The 18430-nt window shown below is 42.3% G+C and carries 17 protein-coding genes, 1 pseudogene and 1 CRISPR repeat array; of the genes and pseudogenes, 12 read left to right on the plus strand and 6 right to left on the minus strand.

The window, feature by feature from the left end:
- Positions 1-5: 5 nt before the first annotated feature.
- Both FD724_RS12275 and FD724_RS12280 read right to left on the minus strand, forming a co-directional pair.
- On the minus strand, positions 6-1103 hold the full coding sequence (locus FD724_RS12275; RefSeq protein ID WP_179072822.1) for a Gfo/Idh/MocA family protein: 1098 nt from the start codon (positions 1101-1103) through the stop codon (positions 6-8).
- A gap of 54 nt (positions 1104-1157) precedes the next feature.
- On the minus strand, positions 1158-1625 hold the full coding sequence (locus FD724_RS12280) for a DUF4870 domain-containing protein (protein ID WP_179072823.1): 468 nt from the start codon (positions 1623-1625) through the stop codon (positions 1158-1160).
- A gap of 232 nt (positions 1626-1857) precedes the next feature.
- Here FD724_RS12280 and FD724_RS12285 point away from each other — a divergent pair, with 232 nt between their 5' ends.
- The 5 genes and pseudogenes from FD724_RS12285 to FD724_RS12305 all read left to right on the plus strand — a co-directional run bounded on the left by FD724_RS12285 (position 1858) and on the right by FD724_RS12305 (position 6809).
- Complete coding sequence (locus tag FD724_RS12285; protein ID WP_179072824.1) at positions 1858-3348, plus strand: BamA/TamA family outer membrane protein; 1491 nt, start codon at positions 1858-1860, stop codon at positions 3346-3348.
- Positions 3349-3513: 165 nt separating this feature from the next.
- Entirely contained in the window at positions 3514-4536 is a 1023-nt protein-coding gene (locus FD724_RS12290; RefSeq protein ID WP_179072825.1) for an isopenicillin N synthase family oxygenase, read from the plus strand.
- Between the two features lie 310 nt (positions 4537-4846).
- Positions 4847-5460: direct repeats of the CRISPR family, unit length 37 nt; unit sequence ATTGCAATTCATCAAAATCCCTATTAGGGATTGAAAC.
- Between the two features lie 222 nt (positions 5461-5682).
- Complete coding sequence (locus tag FD724_RS12295; RefSeq protein WP_179072826.1) at positions 5683-6231, plus strand: shikimate kinase; 549 nt, start codon at positions 5683-5685, stop codon at positions 6229-6231.
- 31 nt (positions 6232-6262) lie between these two features.
- Positions 6263-6421: pseudogene (locus FD724_RS12300) on the plus strand (element excision factor XisH family protein); the annotation flags it as partial.
- A gap of 52 nt (positions 6422-6473) precedes the next feature.
- Positions 6474-6809 carry a XisI protein gene (locus FD724_RS12305; RefSeq protein ID WP_179072827.1) on the plus strand — a complete coding sequence of 112 codons (336 nt, stop codon included), beginning with the start codon at positions 6474-6476 and terminating at the stop codon, positions 6807-6809.
- Positions 6810-6911: 102 nt separating this feature from the next.
- On the opposite strand, the gene FD724_RS12310 is transcribed toward FD724_RS12305, so the two are convergent.
- Positions 6912-7514: a Uma2 family endonuclease gene (locus FD724_RS12310; RefSeq protein WP_179072828.1), complete on the minus strand. Its 603-nt coding sequence runs from the start codon at positions 7512-7514 to the stop codon at positions 6912-6914.
- Positions 7515-7691: 177 nt separating this feature from the next.
- On the opposite strand from FD724_RS12310, the gene argB reads away from it, so the two are divergent.
- The 3 genes from argB to FD724_RS12325 all read left to right on the plus strand — a co-directional run bounded on the left by argB (position 7692) and on the right by FD724_RS12325 (position 10321).
- Positions 7692-8588 (plus strand): acetylglutamate kinase, encoded by an 897-nt coding sequence (gene argB / locus FD724_RS12315; protein ID WP_179072829.1) that lies wholly within the window; start codon positions 7692-7694, stop codon positions 8586-8588.
- A gap of 276 nt (positions 8589-8864) precedes the next feature.
- A complete protein-coding gene (locus FD724_RS12320) occupies positions 8865-9407 on the plus strand; it encodes a tetratricopeptide repeat protein (RefSeq protein ID WP_179072830.1) in 543 nt (180 codons plus the stop codon).
- 26 nt (positions 9408-9433) lie between these two features.
- A complete protein-coding gene (locus FD724_RS12325; RefSeq protein ID WP_179072831.1) occupies positions 9434-10321 on the plus strand; it encodes a DUF3153 domain-containing protein in 888 nt (295 codons plus the stop codon).
- Positions 10322-10423: 102 nt separating this feature from the next.
- Here FD724_RS12325 and FD724_RS12330 read toward each other — a convergent pair whose 3' ends face one another.
- Entirely contained in the window at positions 10424-10837 is a 414-nt protein-coding gene (locus tag FD724_RS12330; protein WP_256874540.1) for a helix-turn-helix domain-containing protein, read from the minus strand.
- Positions 10838-10987: 150 nt separating this feature from the next.
- Here FD724_RS12330 and FD724_RS12335 point away from each other — a divergent pair, with 150 nt between their 5' ends.
- On the plus strand, positions 10988-11605 hold the full coding sequence (locus FD724_RS12335) for an FMN-dependent NADH-azoreductase (protein ID WP_179072832.1): 618 nt from the start codon (positions 10988-10990) through the stop codon (positions 11603-11605).
- Positions 11606-11670: 65 nt separating this feature from the next.
- On the opposite strand, the gene pdxH is transcribed toward FD724_RS12335, so the two are convergent.
- Complete coding sequence (pdxH, locus tag FD724_RS12340; protein WP_179072833.1) at positions 11671-12315, minus strand: pyridoxamine 5'-phosphate oxidase; 645 nt, start codon at positions 12313-12315, stop codon at positions 11671-11673.
- A 127-nt stretch (positions 12316-12442) separates the two neighbouring features.
- Here pdxH and FD724_RS12345 point away from each other — a divergent pair, with 127 nt between their 5' ends.
- From FD724_RS12345 to FD724_RS12355, 3 genes are all read left to right on the plus strand, one after another.
- Positions 12443-13528 carry an AI-2E family transporter gene (locus FD724_RS12345; protein ID WP_179072834.1) on the plus strand — a complete coding sequence of 362 codons (1086 nt, stop codon included), beginning with the start codon at positions 12443-12445 and terminating at the stop codon, positions 13526-13528.
- A gap of 326 nt (positions 13529-13854) precedes the next feature.
- Complete coding sequence (locus FD724_RS12350) at positions 13855-14685, plus strand: segregation/condensation protein A (RefSeq protein WP_179072835.1); 831 nt, start codon at positions 13855-13857, stop codon at positions 14683-14685.
- Between the two features lie 231 nt (positions 14686-14916).
- Entirely contained in the window at positions 14917-16086 is a 1170-nt protein-coding gene (locus tag FD724_RS12355; RefSeq protein WP_163930880.1) for a sugar phosphate nucleotidyltransferase, read from the plus strand.
- A 151-nt stretch (positions 16087-16237) separates the two neighbouring features.
- Here the strand turns inward: FD724_RS12355 and speA are convergent, their stop codons facing one another.
- A complete protein-coding gene (gene speA, locus FD724_RS12360) occupies positions 16238-18256 on the minus strand; it encodes a biosynthetic arginine decarboxylase (protein WP_012412497.1) in 2019 nt (672 codons plus the stop codon).
- Positions 18257-18430 lie beyond the last annotated feature (174 nt).

The following is an 18430-nucleotide window of genomic DNA, read 5'->3' on the forward strand; positions in this document are numbered from 1 at the left end:
TCTCTCTAGTTGCTAAGAAATTCTTCCAAGCTAGGTACATCTACCCAACTTGCTTTTGTATGAGATTCATGGGATAAATCCATCAACAGCTGAGAATAAATTCCTTCCCGTAGTGATGGTGTAATTTCCTGATTGCGTTCAATTCCCTGTACCCATTGATCTACTACGCGGATAAATGCCGAAATCCGCCCATCAGCATAATTTTTGGGAAAAATTAACCGATTTGGTATTTCTATTTCCGTTAGCGGTTTACCTGGTTGGGAACCCCAAACACGAAAGCTGTGGATATAATCTTTTTGATTTTCACTGCCTACAATTAATGTACCGCGATCGCCATATACTTCTATCCAATGGGTTCTTGCTGCATGAACAACCGCGCTGATAGAAAGTTGGCAAGGTGTACCATTTGCTAATTCCAGGGTTAATATACAGTTGTCATCTGTATTCACTGGCTTAGATTCCCCACTAACAGGGTCAACTCGTGTAGGAATCGCAGTACTCAAATGGGCGTTTAATCTACGGACTGGCCCGAATAACCAGTGAATGTAATCGAAGGCGTGGGAACCTAAAGATCCTAATGCACCACCTCCTTTGTCTTTGTCAGAATACCAATTCCAAGGGCGTGAAGTATCAGCACGAGAAGAACCTAACCAATCAATTTTAATTAGGCGCAACTCACCCACATAATTTTCTGATAGTAATTCAGCAAATAACTGCCATGCTGGTACAAAGCGAAATTCAAAATCTACAGTTGCAATTACACCTTTTGCTTTCGCTAACTGATAAAGTTCTTTAGCTTCGACTGCATTTAAGGTTGTCGGCTTTTCTAGTAATAAATGTTTCCCAGCTTGCAGTACAGTTTTTGCCATTTCATAGTGCAAAAATGGCGGCGTAGAGATACTGACTGCTTGCACTTCTGGTAATGCCACAATATCAGCCAGAGAATCAGAGGCGTGAGGAATATTATGGGATTCTGCTATGGCTTTAGCTTTATTTATATCTCGATGATAGACAGCAACTACCTCAGTTTGAGGATGTGCTTGGAATCCAGGGATGTGAACTTTTTGACCAAATCCAGTGCCTGCGATCGCAATTCCAATCATATAATTTTTACCTATATTGTATGTAATTTTTATTGTTTGTAATAAATTTTACAATTATCGCAAAACTCTAATTGTAAAAGGGTAACGATAATACTCACCCTTGTAAGCTTTTACAGATGCAAAAGTCACTACAAACGATTGTAATATGAGTTTGAATAAAATTAAGGATATTAGTACAATTAACAAGCCGTCTAAAATATTTTTTATTTCATTGGATGAACCATTATTAATCATCATCAGACCAAAGCTAGTTAACAAAAAAACTAAGGATATTGCTATGACAATCAATGTATATAATGTTAAGGAAAATTGAAAATTTAATGATTCTTTACCTTGAAAATCAATCCAAGGATATTGTGATTTTTTAAAGTGCCAAATTATCAGGGGAGCTAAAAGATTTAAAGGTAAATATAAAGGAATGCCAATAAATACTAAAAAAAACAATAATATCCATCCCAACAAAGCCGAGAAATGACACAACACCGCCCATATACGCATTTGTTGTTTAGGTTTTTGTCTCATGGCTTTTTATGTTTAGGTGGATTTACCAGATAATTACCCACTTTAATTATCTACAAAAAAGCCAAACACGAGCTTAAAAATCGCAATTTTAAAACAATCTGACAGTTTATACTGAGTACTGAGGAAACAAGCAACCGGATTTTGGGATACCCAATAACAAGGTTAATATAGAACTTACGCACAAGAGATCCGCTCTATGCTGTAAACTTAATAACACTAACGGATTTTCAATATGCGAGTTCAAATAACTGTAGTTGCGATCGCAGTAATGTTAGTGGGTGGTAAAAATCCAGAGGCCCTTGCAGACTTGCAACCATCTACTCAAGATGGGGCTAGTGGGATTGTGACACCAGAAGCTACGATCCAGATAGAGGGAGAGTATGCCAAATATGGTGATTATATAGGAGTTAGTTTAGGAGATAGCCAGACGCTGGAAATTTCCCAAAAAATTGTCAAAAATATCCAGATTCGTTTTATTAATGACAAAGGTCTGCCAATCAAAGGGCGAACTCAAAAAGATTTTATCATTGGTTTGCTGAGACTCAAACCAGGTCAGCTATTCCGTGAAGATTTACTTCAAGCAGACTTACAACGATTGAGGAGATTAGAGTCATTTAATCAAGTCAATGTCTACTCTAAAGAAGATGGTTCCAGTGTTAATATCCTTTATGCAATCAAAGAGCGTAGCTTCCCTTCTCTTATCTTAGGAGGCGGTAATAACGATGACGTTGGGCTATACGGTCGGGTGGGTTATAAAGATGAAAATGTTAGTGGTCTGAACGATAAATTAGATACAGTTTTGCAGTTTAGCACTAAAGATGTCCAATTTGATGGTCAATTTACTAGTCGTTATCGTTCAGAAGAACCAAACCGCTTAGGTTATAGCGTTAGAGGTTTTCGTAATCGAAATACATCGGGAACCTTCAACGAAGATATCAGATTGGCTAACGGTGACAAAGTGCGAGAAGGAAGGTTTGGTGGTTCGGTGGCACTTTTACGAGCTTTTGATGAGTGGGATACATCTGTGGCGCTCAACTATACCAGAATTAGCCTACGCGATGGAGAATATAACGTTGTCCAGGTCGATAGATTAGGGAGTCCTCTATCTGTGAGCGGTACTGGAATTGATGACTTATTTACAGTATCATTTGCTGTATCCAGAGATCAACGCGATCGCCGAGACAATCCGACTCAAGGCTCAATCCTCACCTTTAGCACAGAACAAGCGATTCCCATTGGACTGGGGAATATTTCCAGCAACCGCTTACGGGGAGACTATATTCAGTATTTTCCAGTTAGTTGGATAGGTAATGGTAAACCAACCGATAATCCAGAAATGTTGGCGATTAATTTACAAATTGGTACAACTATTGGAGACTTCCCACCAGCCGATGCTTTTAATATTGGTGGAATAGATTCTGTCAGAGGTTACGGTTATGGTAAAGTTGCCAGTGGTCGGAGTTATGGTTTAGCTTCCGTAGAATATCGTTTCCCAATTTTCCAGTCAGTAGGGGGAGTTGTCTTTACTGACTTCGCCTCAGATTTCGGGTCTAGCGAAACCGTGTTAGGAGAACCAGGAGTCTTACGAGACAAACCTGGAAGTGGCTTTGGTTACGGCTTAGGATTGCGCTTGAACTCACCTTTTGGGTTAATTCGAGGCGACTTAGGAATTAGCGACCAAGGAGAAGTTAGATTTGAAGTTACTACAGGTCAGCGATTTTAAATAATTAAACTATATCACTGCTCTCAATACGGCTCGGTTAAGGTTTTTTGATGGTGCGATAAATCATCATAAAGACGCGATGAATCGCCGTCTCTACAATAATCAGATTACTGATGTGAATAGGCAAATAGTCTGGAACCAAGAATATATATTGCCAAGCTGAACATGAAAAACTTGCAAGTTGTGGAGAAAGAGTTTTCATCTCTCCCGATTATTGATATTAGCGCCTTAGTTTCTGGAACAGGAAATCTCTATTCCGTCGCATCTCAGATTCAGCAAGCGTGTCGAGAATCGGGTTTTTTCTATATTATCGGACATGGTGTAGACGAAAATTTGCAGCAGCGACTCGAAGAACTCAGCCGCCACTTTTTCGCCCAGGATTTGGAAACTAAACTTAAAATTCGTATGGCTTTGGCAGGTATTGCATGGCGAGGTTATTTCCCCGTTGGTGGCGAACTGACATCCGGTAAACCCGACTTGAAAGAAGGTATTTACTTTGGTGCTGAACTCCCAGACGAACACCCACTAGTGCAAGCTGGTACTCCTATGCATGGTTCAAACCTCTTCCCCGCCAACATTCCCCAATTTGCCGAAACAGTGCTTGAATATATGGAAGCGATGACAAACTTGGGACACATTCTTATGACTGGTATAGCCCTAAGTTTGGGATTAGAAGAATCCTACTTTGCTGACCGTTATACTTCAGATCCTTTAGTGTTGTTTCGCATCTTTAACTATCCTCCTAATTTATCACCGTCAGATAGCGCTCCGATATGGGGCGTTGGCGAACATACTGATTATGGTGTTTTAACTATTCTCAAACAGGACGACTCAGGCGGATTACAAGTTAAATCCAAGTCAAGTTGGGTTGCTGCGCCTCCCGTTCCCGGTTCCTTTGTCTGTAACATCGGCGATATGCTAGACAAGATGACGGGAGGTTTCTATCGTTCTACACCTCATCGTGTACAAAACCAGTCCCCAAATCACCGCCTTTCATTCCCCTTCTTTTTCGATCCAAATTTCGATGTAGAAGTGAAGCCCATCGAATTAGATAATATAGTAGCGAATGACAATATAAGCGATCGCTGGGATAACGCTAACATTCATGATTTTCGCGGAACTTATGGTGATTACGTGTTAAATAAGGTGTCTAAGGTTTTTCCAGAATTGCGGCGAACAGTATTATAGAGTTTAAAACCATTTATTCTTTGCTGAGTCACCTTTTCGTTAGATTCCTCTAGTCAAATGCGCGGAAGGGTAGGTGTACAAATTCTACAGTCACCAAAAAGTGCTTCTATCTCAACACCAGCAAGCATTTCACCTCACTAATCACCTTATGCTCATCCGCGCAATCTCTGAAATGTTTGCTATAAATGGGTTTTAGCTTTCAATCTGTCTCGGCACTCTTTCCAAACGAATTCTCTAATGCTATGATTGCTCTTGAACCGCGCAACCGCACCTTGAAAACTAAATATAGCTTGGGCTTCAGGCTCCCGCCATTGCAATTCATCAAAATCCCTATTAGGGATTGAAACTTATTCAGATAACTATGACCAAATTACGCTGTCTTATTGCAATTCATCAAAATCCCTATTAGGGATTGAAACGCCAAATATTGCACACAGGATAAGACTTACATTATTCATTGCAATTCATCAAAATCCCTATTAGGGATTGAAACTTGTGGAGCAACGATTGATGGGAGCGATTGAAACATTGCAATTCATCAAAATCCCTATTAGGGATTGAAACCTCAGAGAGAGAATCATCATGTCGGCTATTTCTTTATTGCAATTCATCAAAATCCCTATTAGGGATTGAAACCCTTTGAGGGTGTTTGCAACAAAACTTTACCTAAAAATTGCAATTCATCAAAATCCCTATTAGGGATTGAAACAATTTAGAAGGACATTCTAATAGTTTTGCCCTTTCATTGCAATTCATCAAAATCCCTATTAGGGATTGAAACCCAACAATTACGATTTCACGAGAAATTTCAATTGGATTGCAATTCATCAAAATCCCTATTAGGGATTGAAACAGTCTACACTAACACTTCTACCATATCCCCTATAATTGCAATTCATCAAAATCCCTATTAGGGATTAAAACTAGCTGTTTCTACTTTTTGCAATACCTTACGTTCTATATTGAAACCCAAAAATTGCTGGTAATACTGGGGAGGGAAGCAAAAATGTATGAGTCAATGGGTTTATAATTGGAAACTGTGACTCAGCGAGAAGTTTGATCTAAGGAATACCTGGCTAAAATCTCCTTCCAAGGGGAGATGCCAAAGGCGAACGGTGACAACTCATAATTGGAGCGAAGCGACCGGTGGGCAGTTTATTACAAGGAGTTAACCTGTACTTAATTGGCATGATGGGCGTTGGTAAGACGACAGTAGGGCCCTTACTAGCAAAGCATCTAGGTTATGGGTTTTTGGATCTTGATGGTGTCATTGCCAAAGCAACAGATAAATCTATCAATCAGTTATTTGCAGAAGAAGGCGAAGCAGGGTTTCGCCAGATAGAAAGTGATGTACTTTCACAAGTTTGTGCTTTTACAAAATTGACTATAGCCACCGGTGGAGGCATTGTATTACGGCGAGAAAATTGGGGTTACTTGCACCACGGTTTGATAGTGTGGCTAGATGTGCCAGTTGAACTCATTTACAGCCGTTTAGCTGAGGATACCACCAGACCACTCTTGCAAGATGCTGACCTTAAGGGTAAATTGCGATCGCTCCTTGAACAACGAACACCACTTTACTCTCAAGCCGATTTGCACATCAGCGTGCAAGAGGGAGATACGCCTGAAGATATTGCCAAGCGAATACTTGAGGCAATTCCTGGTGTACTAAAAAAAACTGTTTCTCATGAATAGGGAATATTAATCTAACTGTGTCTGCAAAGATATTTTTCATGAATCAGTTAAAAAAGCTTTGCAAAAAGAACAATGGAGGATTACGAGCGATCCATTAAAATTTAAATTTGGCGAAGTCAATTTCCAAATTGATTTAGGCTTAGAGAGAATAATTGCCGCAGAAAAAGGAAATGAAAAAATAGCAATTGAACATATCAGGTGCTATTAATTGTTTACAATCCAGTAGATGAGGTGATTGTAGAGTGGAGAAACTAGCAAAATATCAAGAATATGTTAAAACATTGTTGACGAACTATGCCAGTGATGATGTCTCGGATAACAATGTCGAAGTCCAACTGATTTTAGACACAGAACACAATCATTATCAATGGATGAATGTCGGTTGGCAAGGATTGAATCGTATTTATCGATGCGTAATCCATTTTGATATTAAAGACGGCAAAATCTGGCTGCAACAGAATTTAACCGATCGCAATCCAGCCGAGGAATTAGTGATGATGGGAGTACCACGAGAGGATATTGTCTTGGGTTTGCAAGCTCCATATAAGCGTCAGTATACAGATTATGGCGTAGCGTAATGCGATCGCTCCTCTAACAACGAACATCACTTTACTCTCAGCGAATACTTGAACAATTACTAACCTTCTCAAAACACAAGTTTCTCATTAAGAAGACTCAATTTACCAAATTTTGGTCATTCGTAGGATAAACCCTGGTAATTCTGGATTACCCGTAACTGCTTCGGGATTATCCAAAATTTCAACTTCTCGATTCGGACGGTAAATGTAGACTTTTCGATTCTGCCGATCGATTAACCAGCCTAGTGATGCACCGTTATCGATGTACTCCTGCATTTTCTGTTGTAATTTTATCAAGCGGTCGCTGGATGAGCGTAACTCAATCACAAAACTGGGGCAAATTGGTGCAAATGAAGCTTTTTGTGCATCTGTTAAGGCATTCCAGCGATCGAGTTCAATCCAAGAAGCATCAGGGGAACGCATCGCTCCATTAGGTAGCGTAAAACCTGCACTGGAGTCAAAGCCTATGCCAGTGCCATCTTGTTCTGTCCAATACCCAAGCTGTGCAGCAATGTTAAAGTTACGGTTGCCCGTATCTGAAAAAGCTGGTGGCATGATGATAACTTCCCCATTGGCAGTACGCTCAATTCGTAAATCTCCATTAGCTTGACAAAATTCATAGAACTGCTCATTTGTCATCTGCACAAGTGAGGGGAAATTTACCGTTAGGGGTGTGCTTTCAGTTTGAATTAGCAGCGTGGTCATTTTCATTCCCTAGCTTCAGCCGAATGATTTCAATTCTAGAGGTTTGAAGGAGCGATCGCTTGATTATTGTGTCAGGCAATGTGGGAATAGTTAATTTGTAGAGTGAGACATTGTTACAGGTTACAAAGTCTTCTACACTGACTGAAATATGTTTTAACTCTCTCTGTTAGGCTCCTCATGACGGACAACGATTCTGAATACATCAGACAAACTGAAGCCACTCGTGTACGTGTACTCAGCGAAGCACTACCTTATATTCAACAATTCGCCGGTCGCACTGTTGTTGTCAAATATGGTGGTGCAGCGATGAAAGATAGCGCACTCAAAGACAAAGTTATCCGCGACATTGTATTTTTATCTTGCGTGGGCTTGCGTCCAATTGTAGTACACGGCGGTGGCCCAGAAATTAACAGTTGGTTAGATAAGCTGGGAATCGAACCACAATTTAAGAATGGTCTACGAGTCACCGATGCTGCCACAATGGATGTGGTGGAAATGGTTTTAGTTGGTCGAGTTAATAAAGAAATTGTCGCGCTAATTAACCAAGCTGGTGGATTGGCTGTGGGACTTTGCGGTAAAGACGGTAATCTATTTACAGCCCGTCCTCAAGGTCAAGAAGACATCGGTTTTGTGGGGGAAGTCAGCAATGTTAATATCAAGATTTTGGACACCCTCGCTAGCAATGGCTATATTCCGGTAGTGTCTAGCGTCGCCGCAGACGAGACAGGGCAAGCTTATAATATTAACGCCGATACTGTAGCTGGAGAAATCGCTGCGGCACTAGGGGCAGAAAAGTTAATTTTACTGACCGACACCAGTGGAATTTTAAAAGATTACAAAGACCAATCTACCTTGATTCCGAAAGTAGATATCCGCGAAGCCCGCGAGTTAATTGTCAATGGGATAGTTACCGGTGGGATGATTCCCAAAGTTAATTGTTGTGTGCGATCGCTTGCTCAAGGTGTCCGTGCCGCGCACATCATCGATGGTCGCATTCCCCACGCCCTTTTACTAGAAATCTTTACTGATGTTGGGATTGGGACGATGATTTTGGGTTCGCAATTTACCTCTTGATGGTTATGAGGCATGGGAAAGAAGCAGAGGGGTGGGGTGCAGGGTGTAGAGGGGAAAATTCTTCTCCCTTACTCCCTACTCGCTGCCCCCTGCCCCCTGCCTCTCTATATTTTGCTCACCTACATTTGATACCAGAGTTTTTAATCAGACAATAGTCGCAGCTACTTAGTTAAAAGTTTAGAAGTTTATCCACTTCAAATTATCAGCCTTTGAAAAGATTCCAAAAAGATTGCTGGTATTGGCAAAATTAAAACAGTGCTAATTTTTGTATAAGACGTGAGTGCAGAAAGTTTAGAAATTGCTAAAACCTTCTACCAGACTGGGAAAATTGCCTTTGAAAATGGGCGATACCGCGAAGCTGTAGAAAATTTAGAAAAGGCCAGCGCCCTGTTAGCTCGTAATTCTCGCTTTGGGGGTGAAGTAGAAATTTGTCTGGTGACAGCTTATGAAGCGGCTGGACGCACGGATGAGGCGATCGCTCTTTGCGAAAGACTCAAACGCCATCCCTATATTGAAATCAGCAAACAAGCGCGACAGATGGTTTACATCTTAAAAGCACCAAAGCTGAAAAGACCTAGTGAATGGATGACCCAAATCCCCGATTTGGACACACTACAGGAGAATGAACTCAAAATTTCTATAGCTGCTAAAGCCACTAAATCTTCTGTGCCGCAGAAGCCAAAACCTACAGAGCCAGAATTTGTTGACCTCAGCCAGGTCAATACCAGAGATAATCGCTTTATCTGGGTGGCGCTAATTGCCATTGGTTTAACCATCTCGTACTTGGTTTGGTTGAATTTTTCAGGAACCCCTGGCTGATACTATGTTGACTTTTGGGGAGATTTATGGTTTCAACTTCTTCAATTTTCGGAAAGATTTTGTTGTGGTTAATCAGACCATTTAGTTTTGTATTGACACTGAATGGTCGAAATCGAATGAACCGCGTCTTTCCGATGCGAAATCCTGTTTTATGGCTAGTGCTGTTAACATCCCTGTTACTGACTGGCTGTGTTAAGTACGATGTAGGGCTTAACTTTGATAATTCAAATAGTGGTGAATTCGTACAACATATTAAATTGGGAGAGCGGCTAACCAGCTTTAGTGGCGATTCTGTATACGAATGGTTGAACAGCATAGAACGCCGCGCCCGTCAACTAGAAGGTAAAACGCAGCGAGTTTCCCAAGAAGAAATCATCGTTACAATTCCTTTTAGTAGTGGTAGCGAATTGCAAGAGAAGTTCAACGAATTTTTTAATTCCCGTACAAATCAATCCTCTGAGGCTGTGCAGAGCAAATCTGACTCAGAATTGCCAAAAATTGAATCAAACGTCCTCTTGGAGCAGAATTATTTTTTACTTTTAGTCCGAAATCGGTTGATTTATGATTTGGATTTGCGATCGCTTGCTCTAATTGCCAGCAAAGGTAATGTTCTGGCTAATGCTGGTTCAATTCTCGACTTGGAATTTAGCTTGAAAACTCCTTGGGGAGCCAAAAACATTCAATTAACTGAAACTGCCATTGAGCCAGAAAAAAATGGCAATCAACTAGTGTGGAAACTCCAGCCTGGTCAACTCAACCACATAGAAGCGGTTTTCTGGCTTCCTAGTCCCCTTGGTATTGGTGCGTTGTTAATTATCCTATTTGTCTGGGGAGGATTGTACTTGAGATACAATTTCATGCCAGATCCCAGAATTCAGTTGCTTCCCAAAGCAGCAGCTACCCAGGAACAGTAGACTATTCATCATTTTGAGGGAATTGGGAATTGGGAATTGGGCATTGGGAATTGGGAAGAGGACTTGGGGACAAGGGGAAAGACTTGTTTCAAGTTCTCGTTCTCACCTCTTGTCCCCTGCTCTCTGCTCCTCTGCCTCCCTGCCCCCCTGCTCCCTTGCTTCTTCCCCATTCCCCATTCCCTCTTCCCGTTGTTCGCTGCCATACCAGCGTTCAGCAAGTACATTGAGTTGATGAAGGATTTCAATGAGTTCCTTACCCCGTTCTGTTAGACCGTAAGTTACTTGGGGTGGAACAGTTGGTTCATATTGGCGATAAATAATCTCTGCTGCCTCAAGCATCCTCAGTCTTTCTGTTAAAACCTTAGTAGAGATACCCTCAACTAAGTGCTTCAATGCAACAAAGCGAGTCGGCCCACTATTACACAACACCCATAGTATATACATTGTCCAAGGGCCTGATAGTAAAGACATCAGAATGCTGATTGGGCAAGCATCAGAATTTTTAGAGACAGACATCGATAAATTCGCCAAAATTTTCCAATAGTTACTTTATGGTAACTACTTTACTTTAGTAACTAGTTACTTTTAGTATCTGAGTGTAATGCTTTGAAATTTAGACTCAAAAAAAGTCAAAGCAGTAAATCCTAGCTAATCAGGAGATATTTGGTGGTAAACATTCTACATATTGATTCCAGCCCCCGTGCTGAACGATCGCACTCACGAGAACTATCTAAAGAATTCGTCAGTGCTTGGAGGGCAGCACATCCTGAAGATGCGATCGCTTATCGAGATTTAGGTCGTCACCCAGTTCCTCACGTTGATGAAGCTTGGATTGCGGCGGCATTTTCACCACCAGAAACCCATACCCCAGAGTTAACTGAGGCAATCAGAATTTCTGACGAGCTGATTGATGAGTTTTTGGCAGCAGATCGCTATGTCTTTGGAGTACCAATGTATAACCTGAATATCCCTTCCACTTTTAAGGCTTACATTGACCAAATCGTTCGTGCTAACCGGACTTTTGCAATAGATGCTCAAGGTTTTAAAGGGTTAGTTGAGGGCAAAAAAGCAGTTATCATCACAGCTCGCGGTGGTGACTTTAGCGCTACATCTCCTTTTGCTGCCTACGACTTTCAAGAACCATACCTGCGGGCAATTTTCGCTTTTATTGGGCTTACAGATATTCAATTTATTAATGCTAACAGCCTCAACGAGGGTGATGCCCGTACCCAATCTTTAGCAGAAGCACGGGCAGCAATTCAAGACGCGATCGCTCAGTGGTAATGTATGGAATTGGGAATTGGGAATTGGTTAAAAATTGTTCTTCCCCTGCCTCCCCTGCCTCTTCTTCACGGTGATAACCGCTCAATTTTCCAAGTGCCATTATCTAAACGGCTATAGAGCAAGCGATCGTGTAAGCGACTAGAGCGTCCTTGCCAAAACTCAATTTCTGTAGGGATCACTCGTAAACCTCCCCAATGAGGCGGTCGGGGGATCTCTTGATTTTCGTATTTGCTATAAAACTCCTGCATACGTCGCTCTAAAACTTCTCGACTTTCTATCACCTCACTTTGATTAGATACCCACGCACCCAGGCGACTGTTAGGAGGGCGAGTATCAAAATACTGATCGGATTCAGTTTCAGAAACTTTCTCTACATACCCACAAATCCGAACTTGACGTTCCAGTTCTGCCCACCAAAAGACTAAAGCCGCCAGAGGATTTTCTGCTAGTTCTTGTCCTTTGCGGCTGTTGTAGTTGGTGAAGAAAGCAAAGCCCCGTTCATCGAAATCCTTCAGTAGCACCATTCTGGCTGAGGGCTTACCGTCGGGTGTGACGGTAGCAAGAGTCATCGCATTGGGTTCGGGGAGTTGACCTGCTAAAGCCTGATCAAACCATTTTTTAAATTGGATAAAAGGATTGAGGTCTACCTCGATTTCGCTTAAACCTTCCAAGGTGTAGTCTTTGCGGAGGTCAGCTACGGTTTTGTCCATTTTGATTCACTTCCTTGCTATCAGATACACTTATACATATCTTTGTTAAAAATATCTATGATGACAATCAGTGTCATCAAGAATTTTACAAATTCTTTCAGGAATATCTTAAGATAGGTTGCATAAAATGCGCCGTTCGGCCTCCCTTCAACGCCTGTTAATTTATGGTCTGAGCGGTCCAATTATCGCTCTTAATGTCTGGCTACTGTCCGTGCTTTTTCGATACTTTCAGCATCCTATTACCGTCTTGAGCATTGGGGCAATTTTAGCTTTTTTACTAAATTACCCGGTTAAGTTCTTTGAACGTGCCCGAATTACGCGCACTCAGGCAGTAATCATAGTATTACTAGCAACATTAACCCTGTTTGGGATTCTAGGTGTCACCCTAGTGCCGTTGATCATTGACCAAACAATCCAACTGTTAAATAAGATCCCCGATTGGTTAGGCGCTAGTCAGGCAAACTTAGAACAATTTGAGATGCTGGCAAAACAAAGACGTTTGCCGATTGATCTCAGGGTTGTAAGCAGTCAAATCAATGCCAACATTCAGAATCTGGTGCAACAGCTAGCTTCTGGGGCAGTGGGATTTGCTGGGACACTATTATCAGGCTTATTTGACGTAGTGTTAGTCATTGTGCTGGCATTTTATATGCTTTTATATGGCGATCGCGTCTGGTATGGTCTAGTCAATCTTTTGCCCTCTAATATTGGAGAGCCTCTTACCGCATCCTTACGCCTAAATTTCCAGAACTTCTTCCTTAGTCAGTTGTTGCTAGGGCTATTCATGATGCTAACCCTGACACCAATTTTCTTAGTCATGAAGGTTCCCTTTGCCCTGTTGTTTGCCATATTAATTGGGATTTCAGAACTCATTCCCTTTATCGGGGCATCTCTTGGCATTGGTCTAGTGACGATTTTAGTACTGCTGCAAAATTGGTGGTTAGCAGTTCAAGTTGCGATCGCGGCAATTCTTATGCAACAGCTTAAAGATAACTTGTTAGCTCCCAGGTTACTCGGCAACTTTATCGGGCTGAATCCCATTTGGATTTTTGTAGCTATTTTGATGGGATTTGAGATTGCTGGGCTGTTAGGAACGCTTGTTGCTGTTCCCATTGCTGGTACTATTAAAGGCACTTTCGATGCGATCAAGAGCGGCAAACCGAGTAATTTCGTCTCAACTGTCACCATTGCTCGTGACCCACCTCCAGATTGAGAGGGGAGGGGCAGGGGGCAGAGGGCAGAGGGCAAGGGGGACTTGGGGACAAGAGGTGAGAACTTGAAACAAGTCTTTCCCCTTGTCCCCAATTCTCCTTGTCCCCAAGTCCTCTTCTCAATTCCCAATATCAAAAGTTGCACATTCCGATCTCACAATTCACAATGGTGATTGATTACAAATTTCAGAGGATACTGGCAGCAGGCAATTCCTGATTAAAAGAAGCACAAGCGAATGTATTAAGTACACGCTTTGCCAAGAGTCAATGAATTTACTGTTGAATTTACAGTGTTTCGATTCTTAATTAATTAACTTAGAACCCGTTGATGGAAGCTTCCGAGCTATTAGAAACAATCACACTCCTGATTTACCAAGCTGAACAGGGAGAAATTGACCCTTGGGATGTCCAAGTAATTGAGGTGATTGACCGTTACTTAGAACTGATGGCACCGGAGTCGATAGGAAGAGGCTATGAAGCGGATTTGTCTCAATCTGGACAGGCATTTTTATCAGCATCAATGCTGGTATTATTCAAAGCTAATACATTGATGCAATTGTCAACAGTAGGCGATATCCAAGATGGTGTATTAGATGATGCGATGTTGGAAGATGAAGACGGGATATCACATCATGGTCATCGTCTACCATTAGAACGGCAATTGCGTCGTCGTCCATCGGCAATGCCACCACCAAAGCGCCGGGTAACTCTGCAAGAGTTAATCAAGCAATTGCAGATTATGGCAAACCAGCTAAAACTAGTAGAAAAAGTTAGCAAACCTATTCGTCCCAGACGTTTACCTAGCGTCCAAAGTATGCGGGAGGCGCTGGAGTTAGCTCACCAAGAAAATCTGACCGAAGTAGCTGGAGAACTCGAACAAGTCTTGAATTTATCGGCCAGAGAGCTAAATTCAGAACAAAATTGGTTGAATTTAGAACAACTTGTAGAATTGTGGACTCAGACAAAGCTTTTCAACCAAAATGGGTCTGGACATGAGACTAAACACAGTCATTTAGTTAGCGTTTTCTGGGCGCTACTACTACTTTCGGCTCAATCGAAAGTAGAGCTATTTCAAGAGGAGTTTTACAATGAGATTAAAATTCGGCTAATTACAGATTCAGCTAAGACCAGTAAACCTTTTGAGCAGTCGATGAACTAAAAAAGCGAAAAGTAGCCCTACAGATAATTTACAGATTTTTGATTCAGTCTCAAAATCCGAGTAAATTGAAAAGATAAGCGATCGCTTGTCATCTAAGTATATAGATGGTTGTAATAACCACTAAATTCCTGTTATCCCTGTTTTGGGGATGACTTAGAGCAGAAATAAAAACTGATGATTAAGTATCACTCGATGAAAGTAAACTGGCTTGTGGTTGAGGAATAAATTTTTATGAAAGCGATGATTCTCGCGGCTGGCAAGGGTACTCGCGTGCGTCCGATTACCTATACAATTCCTAAACCAATGATTCCCATCCTGCAAAAGCCAGTGATGGAATTCTTGCTGGAACTGTTACGCCAACATGGATTTGACCAAATTATGGTCAATGTCAGTCATTTGGCTGAAGAAATAGAAAACTATTTCCGTGATGGTCAACGGTTTGGGGTGCAGATTGCCTATTCCTTTGAAGGCAAAATTGATGATGACGGTAAACTGGTAGGGGAAGCAATCGGTTCTGCTGGAGGGATGCGCCGCATTCAAGACTTCTCACCGTTTTTTGATGATACCTTTGTGGTGTTGTGCGGTGATGCTTTGATTGACCTAGATTTAACTGAGGCGGTTAAATGGCATAGAGCTAAAGGGGCGATCGCTACTATTATTACAAAATCTGTTCCCCAAGAAGAAGTTTCGAGCTACGGTGTGGTAGTCACAGATGAAGAGGGGCGTGTTAAAGCTTTCCAAGAAAAACCTTCAACTGAAGAAGCCCTCAGCACCAACATCAACACAGGTATTTACATTTTTGAACCAGAGGTTTTTAACTATATTCCCTCTGATGTGGAATATGACATTGGTAGCCAATTGTTCCCCAAATTAGTAGAAATCAAAGCCCCCTTCTACGCCATCCCTATGGACTTTGAATGGGTAGATATTGGTAAAGTCCCAGACTATTGGCGGGCGATTCGCGGTGTACTGCTGGGTGAAATCAAAAATGTGCAAATCCCCGGTCATGAAGTCGCCCCTGGTATTTATACTGGCTTAAATGTCGCCGTGAATTGGGACAAAGTGGATATCACAGGCCCAGTTTACATCGGCGGGATGACAAGAATAGAAGACGGAGCAAAAATTGTCGGACCAGCCATGATTGGCCCCAATTGTTGGATATGTAGTGGCGCAACAGTAGAAAATAGCGTGATTTTTGAGTGGTCGCGCCTGGGGCCAGGAGTTCGGTTAGTCGATAAGCTAGTGTTTGGGCGTTATTGTGTAGATAAAACTGGGGCCGCTATAGATGTCCAAGCGGCTGCTTTAGACTGGCTAATTACCGATGCTCGTCAGATACCACCATCTCATACCCCTGTTGAGCGACAAGCGATAGAGGAATTGTTGGGGACAAACGCGAATTAGGGAATGGGGAAGAGGCAAGGGGGCAGGGGGCAGGGGGACAAGGGGACAAGGGGTGAGAACTTGAAACAAGTCTTTCCCCTTGTCCCCAATTCTCCTTGTCCTCTTCCCAATGCCCAATGCCCAATGCCCAATGCCCAATTCCCATTCCTAACTAACTATTCAGATACGTGTATCTTCTGAGACTCTGCTCGTAGGTTTGCAGTAATCGCTGAGATTCTGCTAGGGTGATACGCTTTTCTTCTAATGCTTTCTCACAACGCTGGCGAATGTTTTCCACCATATCTTCGGAGTCATACTGAACGTAGCTTACTACTTCGCTCATGGTGTCACCTTTGACAACGTGTTCAATCTGGTAGCCTTTGGGCGTTAATTGGATGTGAACAGCATTAGTATCGCCAAATAGGTTGTGCAAATTGCCCATGATTTCTTGGTAAGCTCCATTCAAGAACATCCCTAAATAATAGGGTTCTCCGGGCTTGTAGGTATGTAGTTCTAAAACCGATTTGACATCGCGCAGGTCAATAAAGCGGTCTATTTTACCATCACTATCGCAGGTTAGGTCTGCTAAAATTCCTCGCCGGATTGGTTCTTCATCCAAACGGTGGATTGGCATGATGGGGAATAGCTGGTCGATCGCCCAGCAATCTGGTGCTGATTGAAACACTGACATATTAACGTAGTAGATGGAAGCCATGATTTTCTCAAGGTCTTCTAGTTCATCGGGTACGTATTCTTGCTGTCTAGTGATGTTGAGAATTTTCTGACAACAAGCCCAGTATAGCCGTTCGGCTTTGGCTCGTTCTCTGAGGCGTAAAATTCCTAAGTTGAAGCGGCTGATGGCCTCTTCTTTGAATTGTGCCGCGTCGTGATACAACTCTTGGTAATTCTCTTGGTTGATAGATTGGTAACTTTCCCAAAGATAATTAATGATTGGGGATTCTCCCTCTTGTGGAGGTTCTGGTGAATCGAGAGGGACATCACTAGTACTGAGAACGTCGAAAATCAGCACCGACTGATGGGAAGCGATCGCACGTCCACTTTCGCTAATCAGTGTTGGTACGGTAATTTGGCGCTCTGCACAGGTATCTTTTAACTCTGCCACGATGTCGTTGGCATAGTTCTGCATGTTGTAATTTTTCGACGCATAGAAGTTGGTTTGGGAGCCATCATAATCTACGCCCAAGCCGCCACCGACATCAAGGTATTTCATATCTGCCCCCAGCATCGCCAATTCCACATAAATGCGGCTGGCTTCTTGGATGGCATCTTTAATCACATTGATGGCAGAGATTTGTGAGCCGATGTGGAAGTGCATCAATTGCAAAGAATCGAGCAGGTTTGCTTCCCGTAACTTGTCAACAGCCTCAATGACTTCAGGCATTGTCAAACCAAATTTAGCGCGATCGCCACTAGAGGCTCCCCAACGTCCCATACCTTGGGTACTGAGTTTAGCACGAACTCCCAAAATCGGTTTAATACCTAACTGGCGATTGGCATCAATCACCAAATCAACCTCTTCAATCTGTTCTAAGACGATGATTGGTGTTTGCCCTAATCTCTGGGCTAACATTGCCGTTTCGATGTATTCTCGGTCTTTGTAGCCGTTGCAAACTAACAATGCTCCTGGTGTATCTAAGACAGCCAGGGCAATCATTAGTTCTGGTTTGGAACCAGCTTCTAAGCCAAATTGATGGGGTTTGCCAAACTTGACTAAATCTTCAATCAAATGCCGCTCTTGGTTGCATTTAACAGGAAACACACCCCGGTATACGCCAGGGTAGTTGTAGCGGGCGATCGCTTTGGCAAAACAAGCATTCAACCGTTCAATCCGGTCTTCCAAAATATCGGAAAAGCGAATCAACATCGGAAGTCCCAAGTTGCGCTGTTTCATGGAGTTAACCAATTCAAACAAGTCTAGGGAACCACCGCGATCGCCCTTGGGTGAAACGGTGACGTGACCAGCAGCGCTAATGGAAAAATAGGGTTGTCCCCAACCTTCAATACGGTATAATTCTTCGCTATCCTCAATTTTCCAGGAGCGAGGTAAACTTCCTGTGGTAGTACTAGGTGGTAAAAGTTTCTTTTGCTTATGATTTTTCACTTCAGATTTTTGTCCATTGGACGGTACTGGTACCACCTCGTCAGATGTAGCAGTTGACTCAACACCCATTTCTTCCTAACCTCTGTTTTTCGCCCACGACTTAACAATTTAACGCATTCATTTGGGAACGTATATGTACCCAAAGATAATTTCTAAGATAAACTCTGATTGGTCAAGAGTCATTGGTCATTAGTCAAGAGTCAAGAGTGCAAAACCCTTAGACAAATGACAAAGGACAAATGA

It is taken from the genome of Nostoc sp. C057 (genome assembly GCF_013393925.1).
Classification (GTDB): domain Bacteria; phylum Cyanobacteriota; class Cyanobacteriia; order Cyanobacteriales; family Nostocaceae; genus Nostoc; species Nostoc muscorum_A.

Bases quoted from the DNA above. Each gene is read 5' to 3' on its own strand.
- FD724_RS12275 (WP_179072822.1), bottom strand. From the start codon at position 1,103: ATGATTGGAATTGCGATCGCAGGCACTGGATTTGGTCAAAAAGTTCAC.
- FD724_RS12280 (WP_179072823.1), bottom strand. From the start codon at position 1,625: ATGAGACAAAAACCTAAACAACAAATGCGTATATGGGCGGTGTTGTGT.
- FD724_RS12285 (WP_179072824.1), top strand. From the start codon at position 1,858: ATGCGAGTTCAAATAACTGTAGTTGCGATCGCAGTAATGTTAGTGGGT.
- FD724_RS12290 (WP_179072825.1), top strand. From the start codon at position 3,514: ATGAAAAACTTGCAAGTTGTGGAGAAAGAGTTTTCATCTCTCCCGATT.
- FD724_RS12310 (WP_179072828.1), bottom strand. From the start codon at position 7,514: ATGACCACGCTGCTAATTCAAACTGAAAGCACACCCCTAACGGTAAAT.
- argB (WP_179072829.1), top strand. From the start codon at position 7,692: ATGACGGACAACGATTCTGAATACATCAGACAAACTGAAGCCACTCGT.
- FD724_RS12325 (WP_179072831.1), top strand. From the start codon at position 9,434: ATGGTTTCAACTTCTTCAATTTTCGGAAAGATTTTGTTGTGGTTAATC.
- FD724_RS12330 (WP_256874540.1), bottom strand. From the start codon at position 10,837: ATGTCTGTCTCTAAAAATTCTGATGCTTGCCCAATCAGCATTCTGATG.
- pdxH (WP_179072833.1), bottom strand. From the start codon at position 12,315: ATGGACAAAACCGTAGCTGACCTCCGCAAAGACTACACCTTGGAAGGT.
- FD724_RS12345 (WP_179072834.1), top strand. From the start codon at position 12,443: ATGCGCCGTTCGGCCTCCCTTCAACGCCTGTTAATTTATGGTCTGAGC.
- FD724_RS12350 (WP_179072835.1), top strand. From the start codon at position 13,855: ATGGAAGCTTCCGAGCTATTAGAAACAATCACACTCCTGATTTACCAA.
- FD724_RS12355 (WP_163930880.1), top strand. From the start codon at position 14,917: ATGAAAGCGATGATTCTCGCGGCTGGCAAGGGTACTCGCGTGCGTCCG.
- speA (WP_012412497.1), bottom strand. From the start codon at position 18,256: ATGGGTGTTGAGTCAACTGCTACATCTGACGAGGTGGTACCAGTACCG.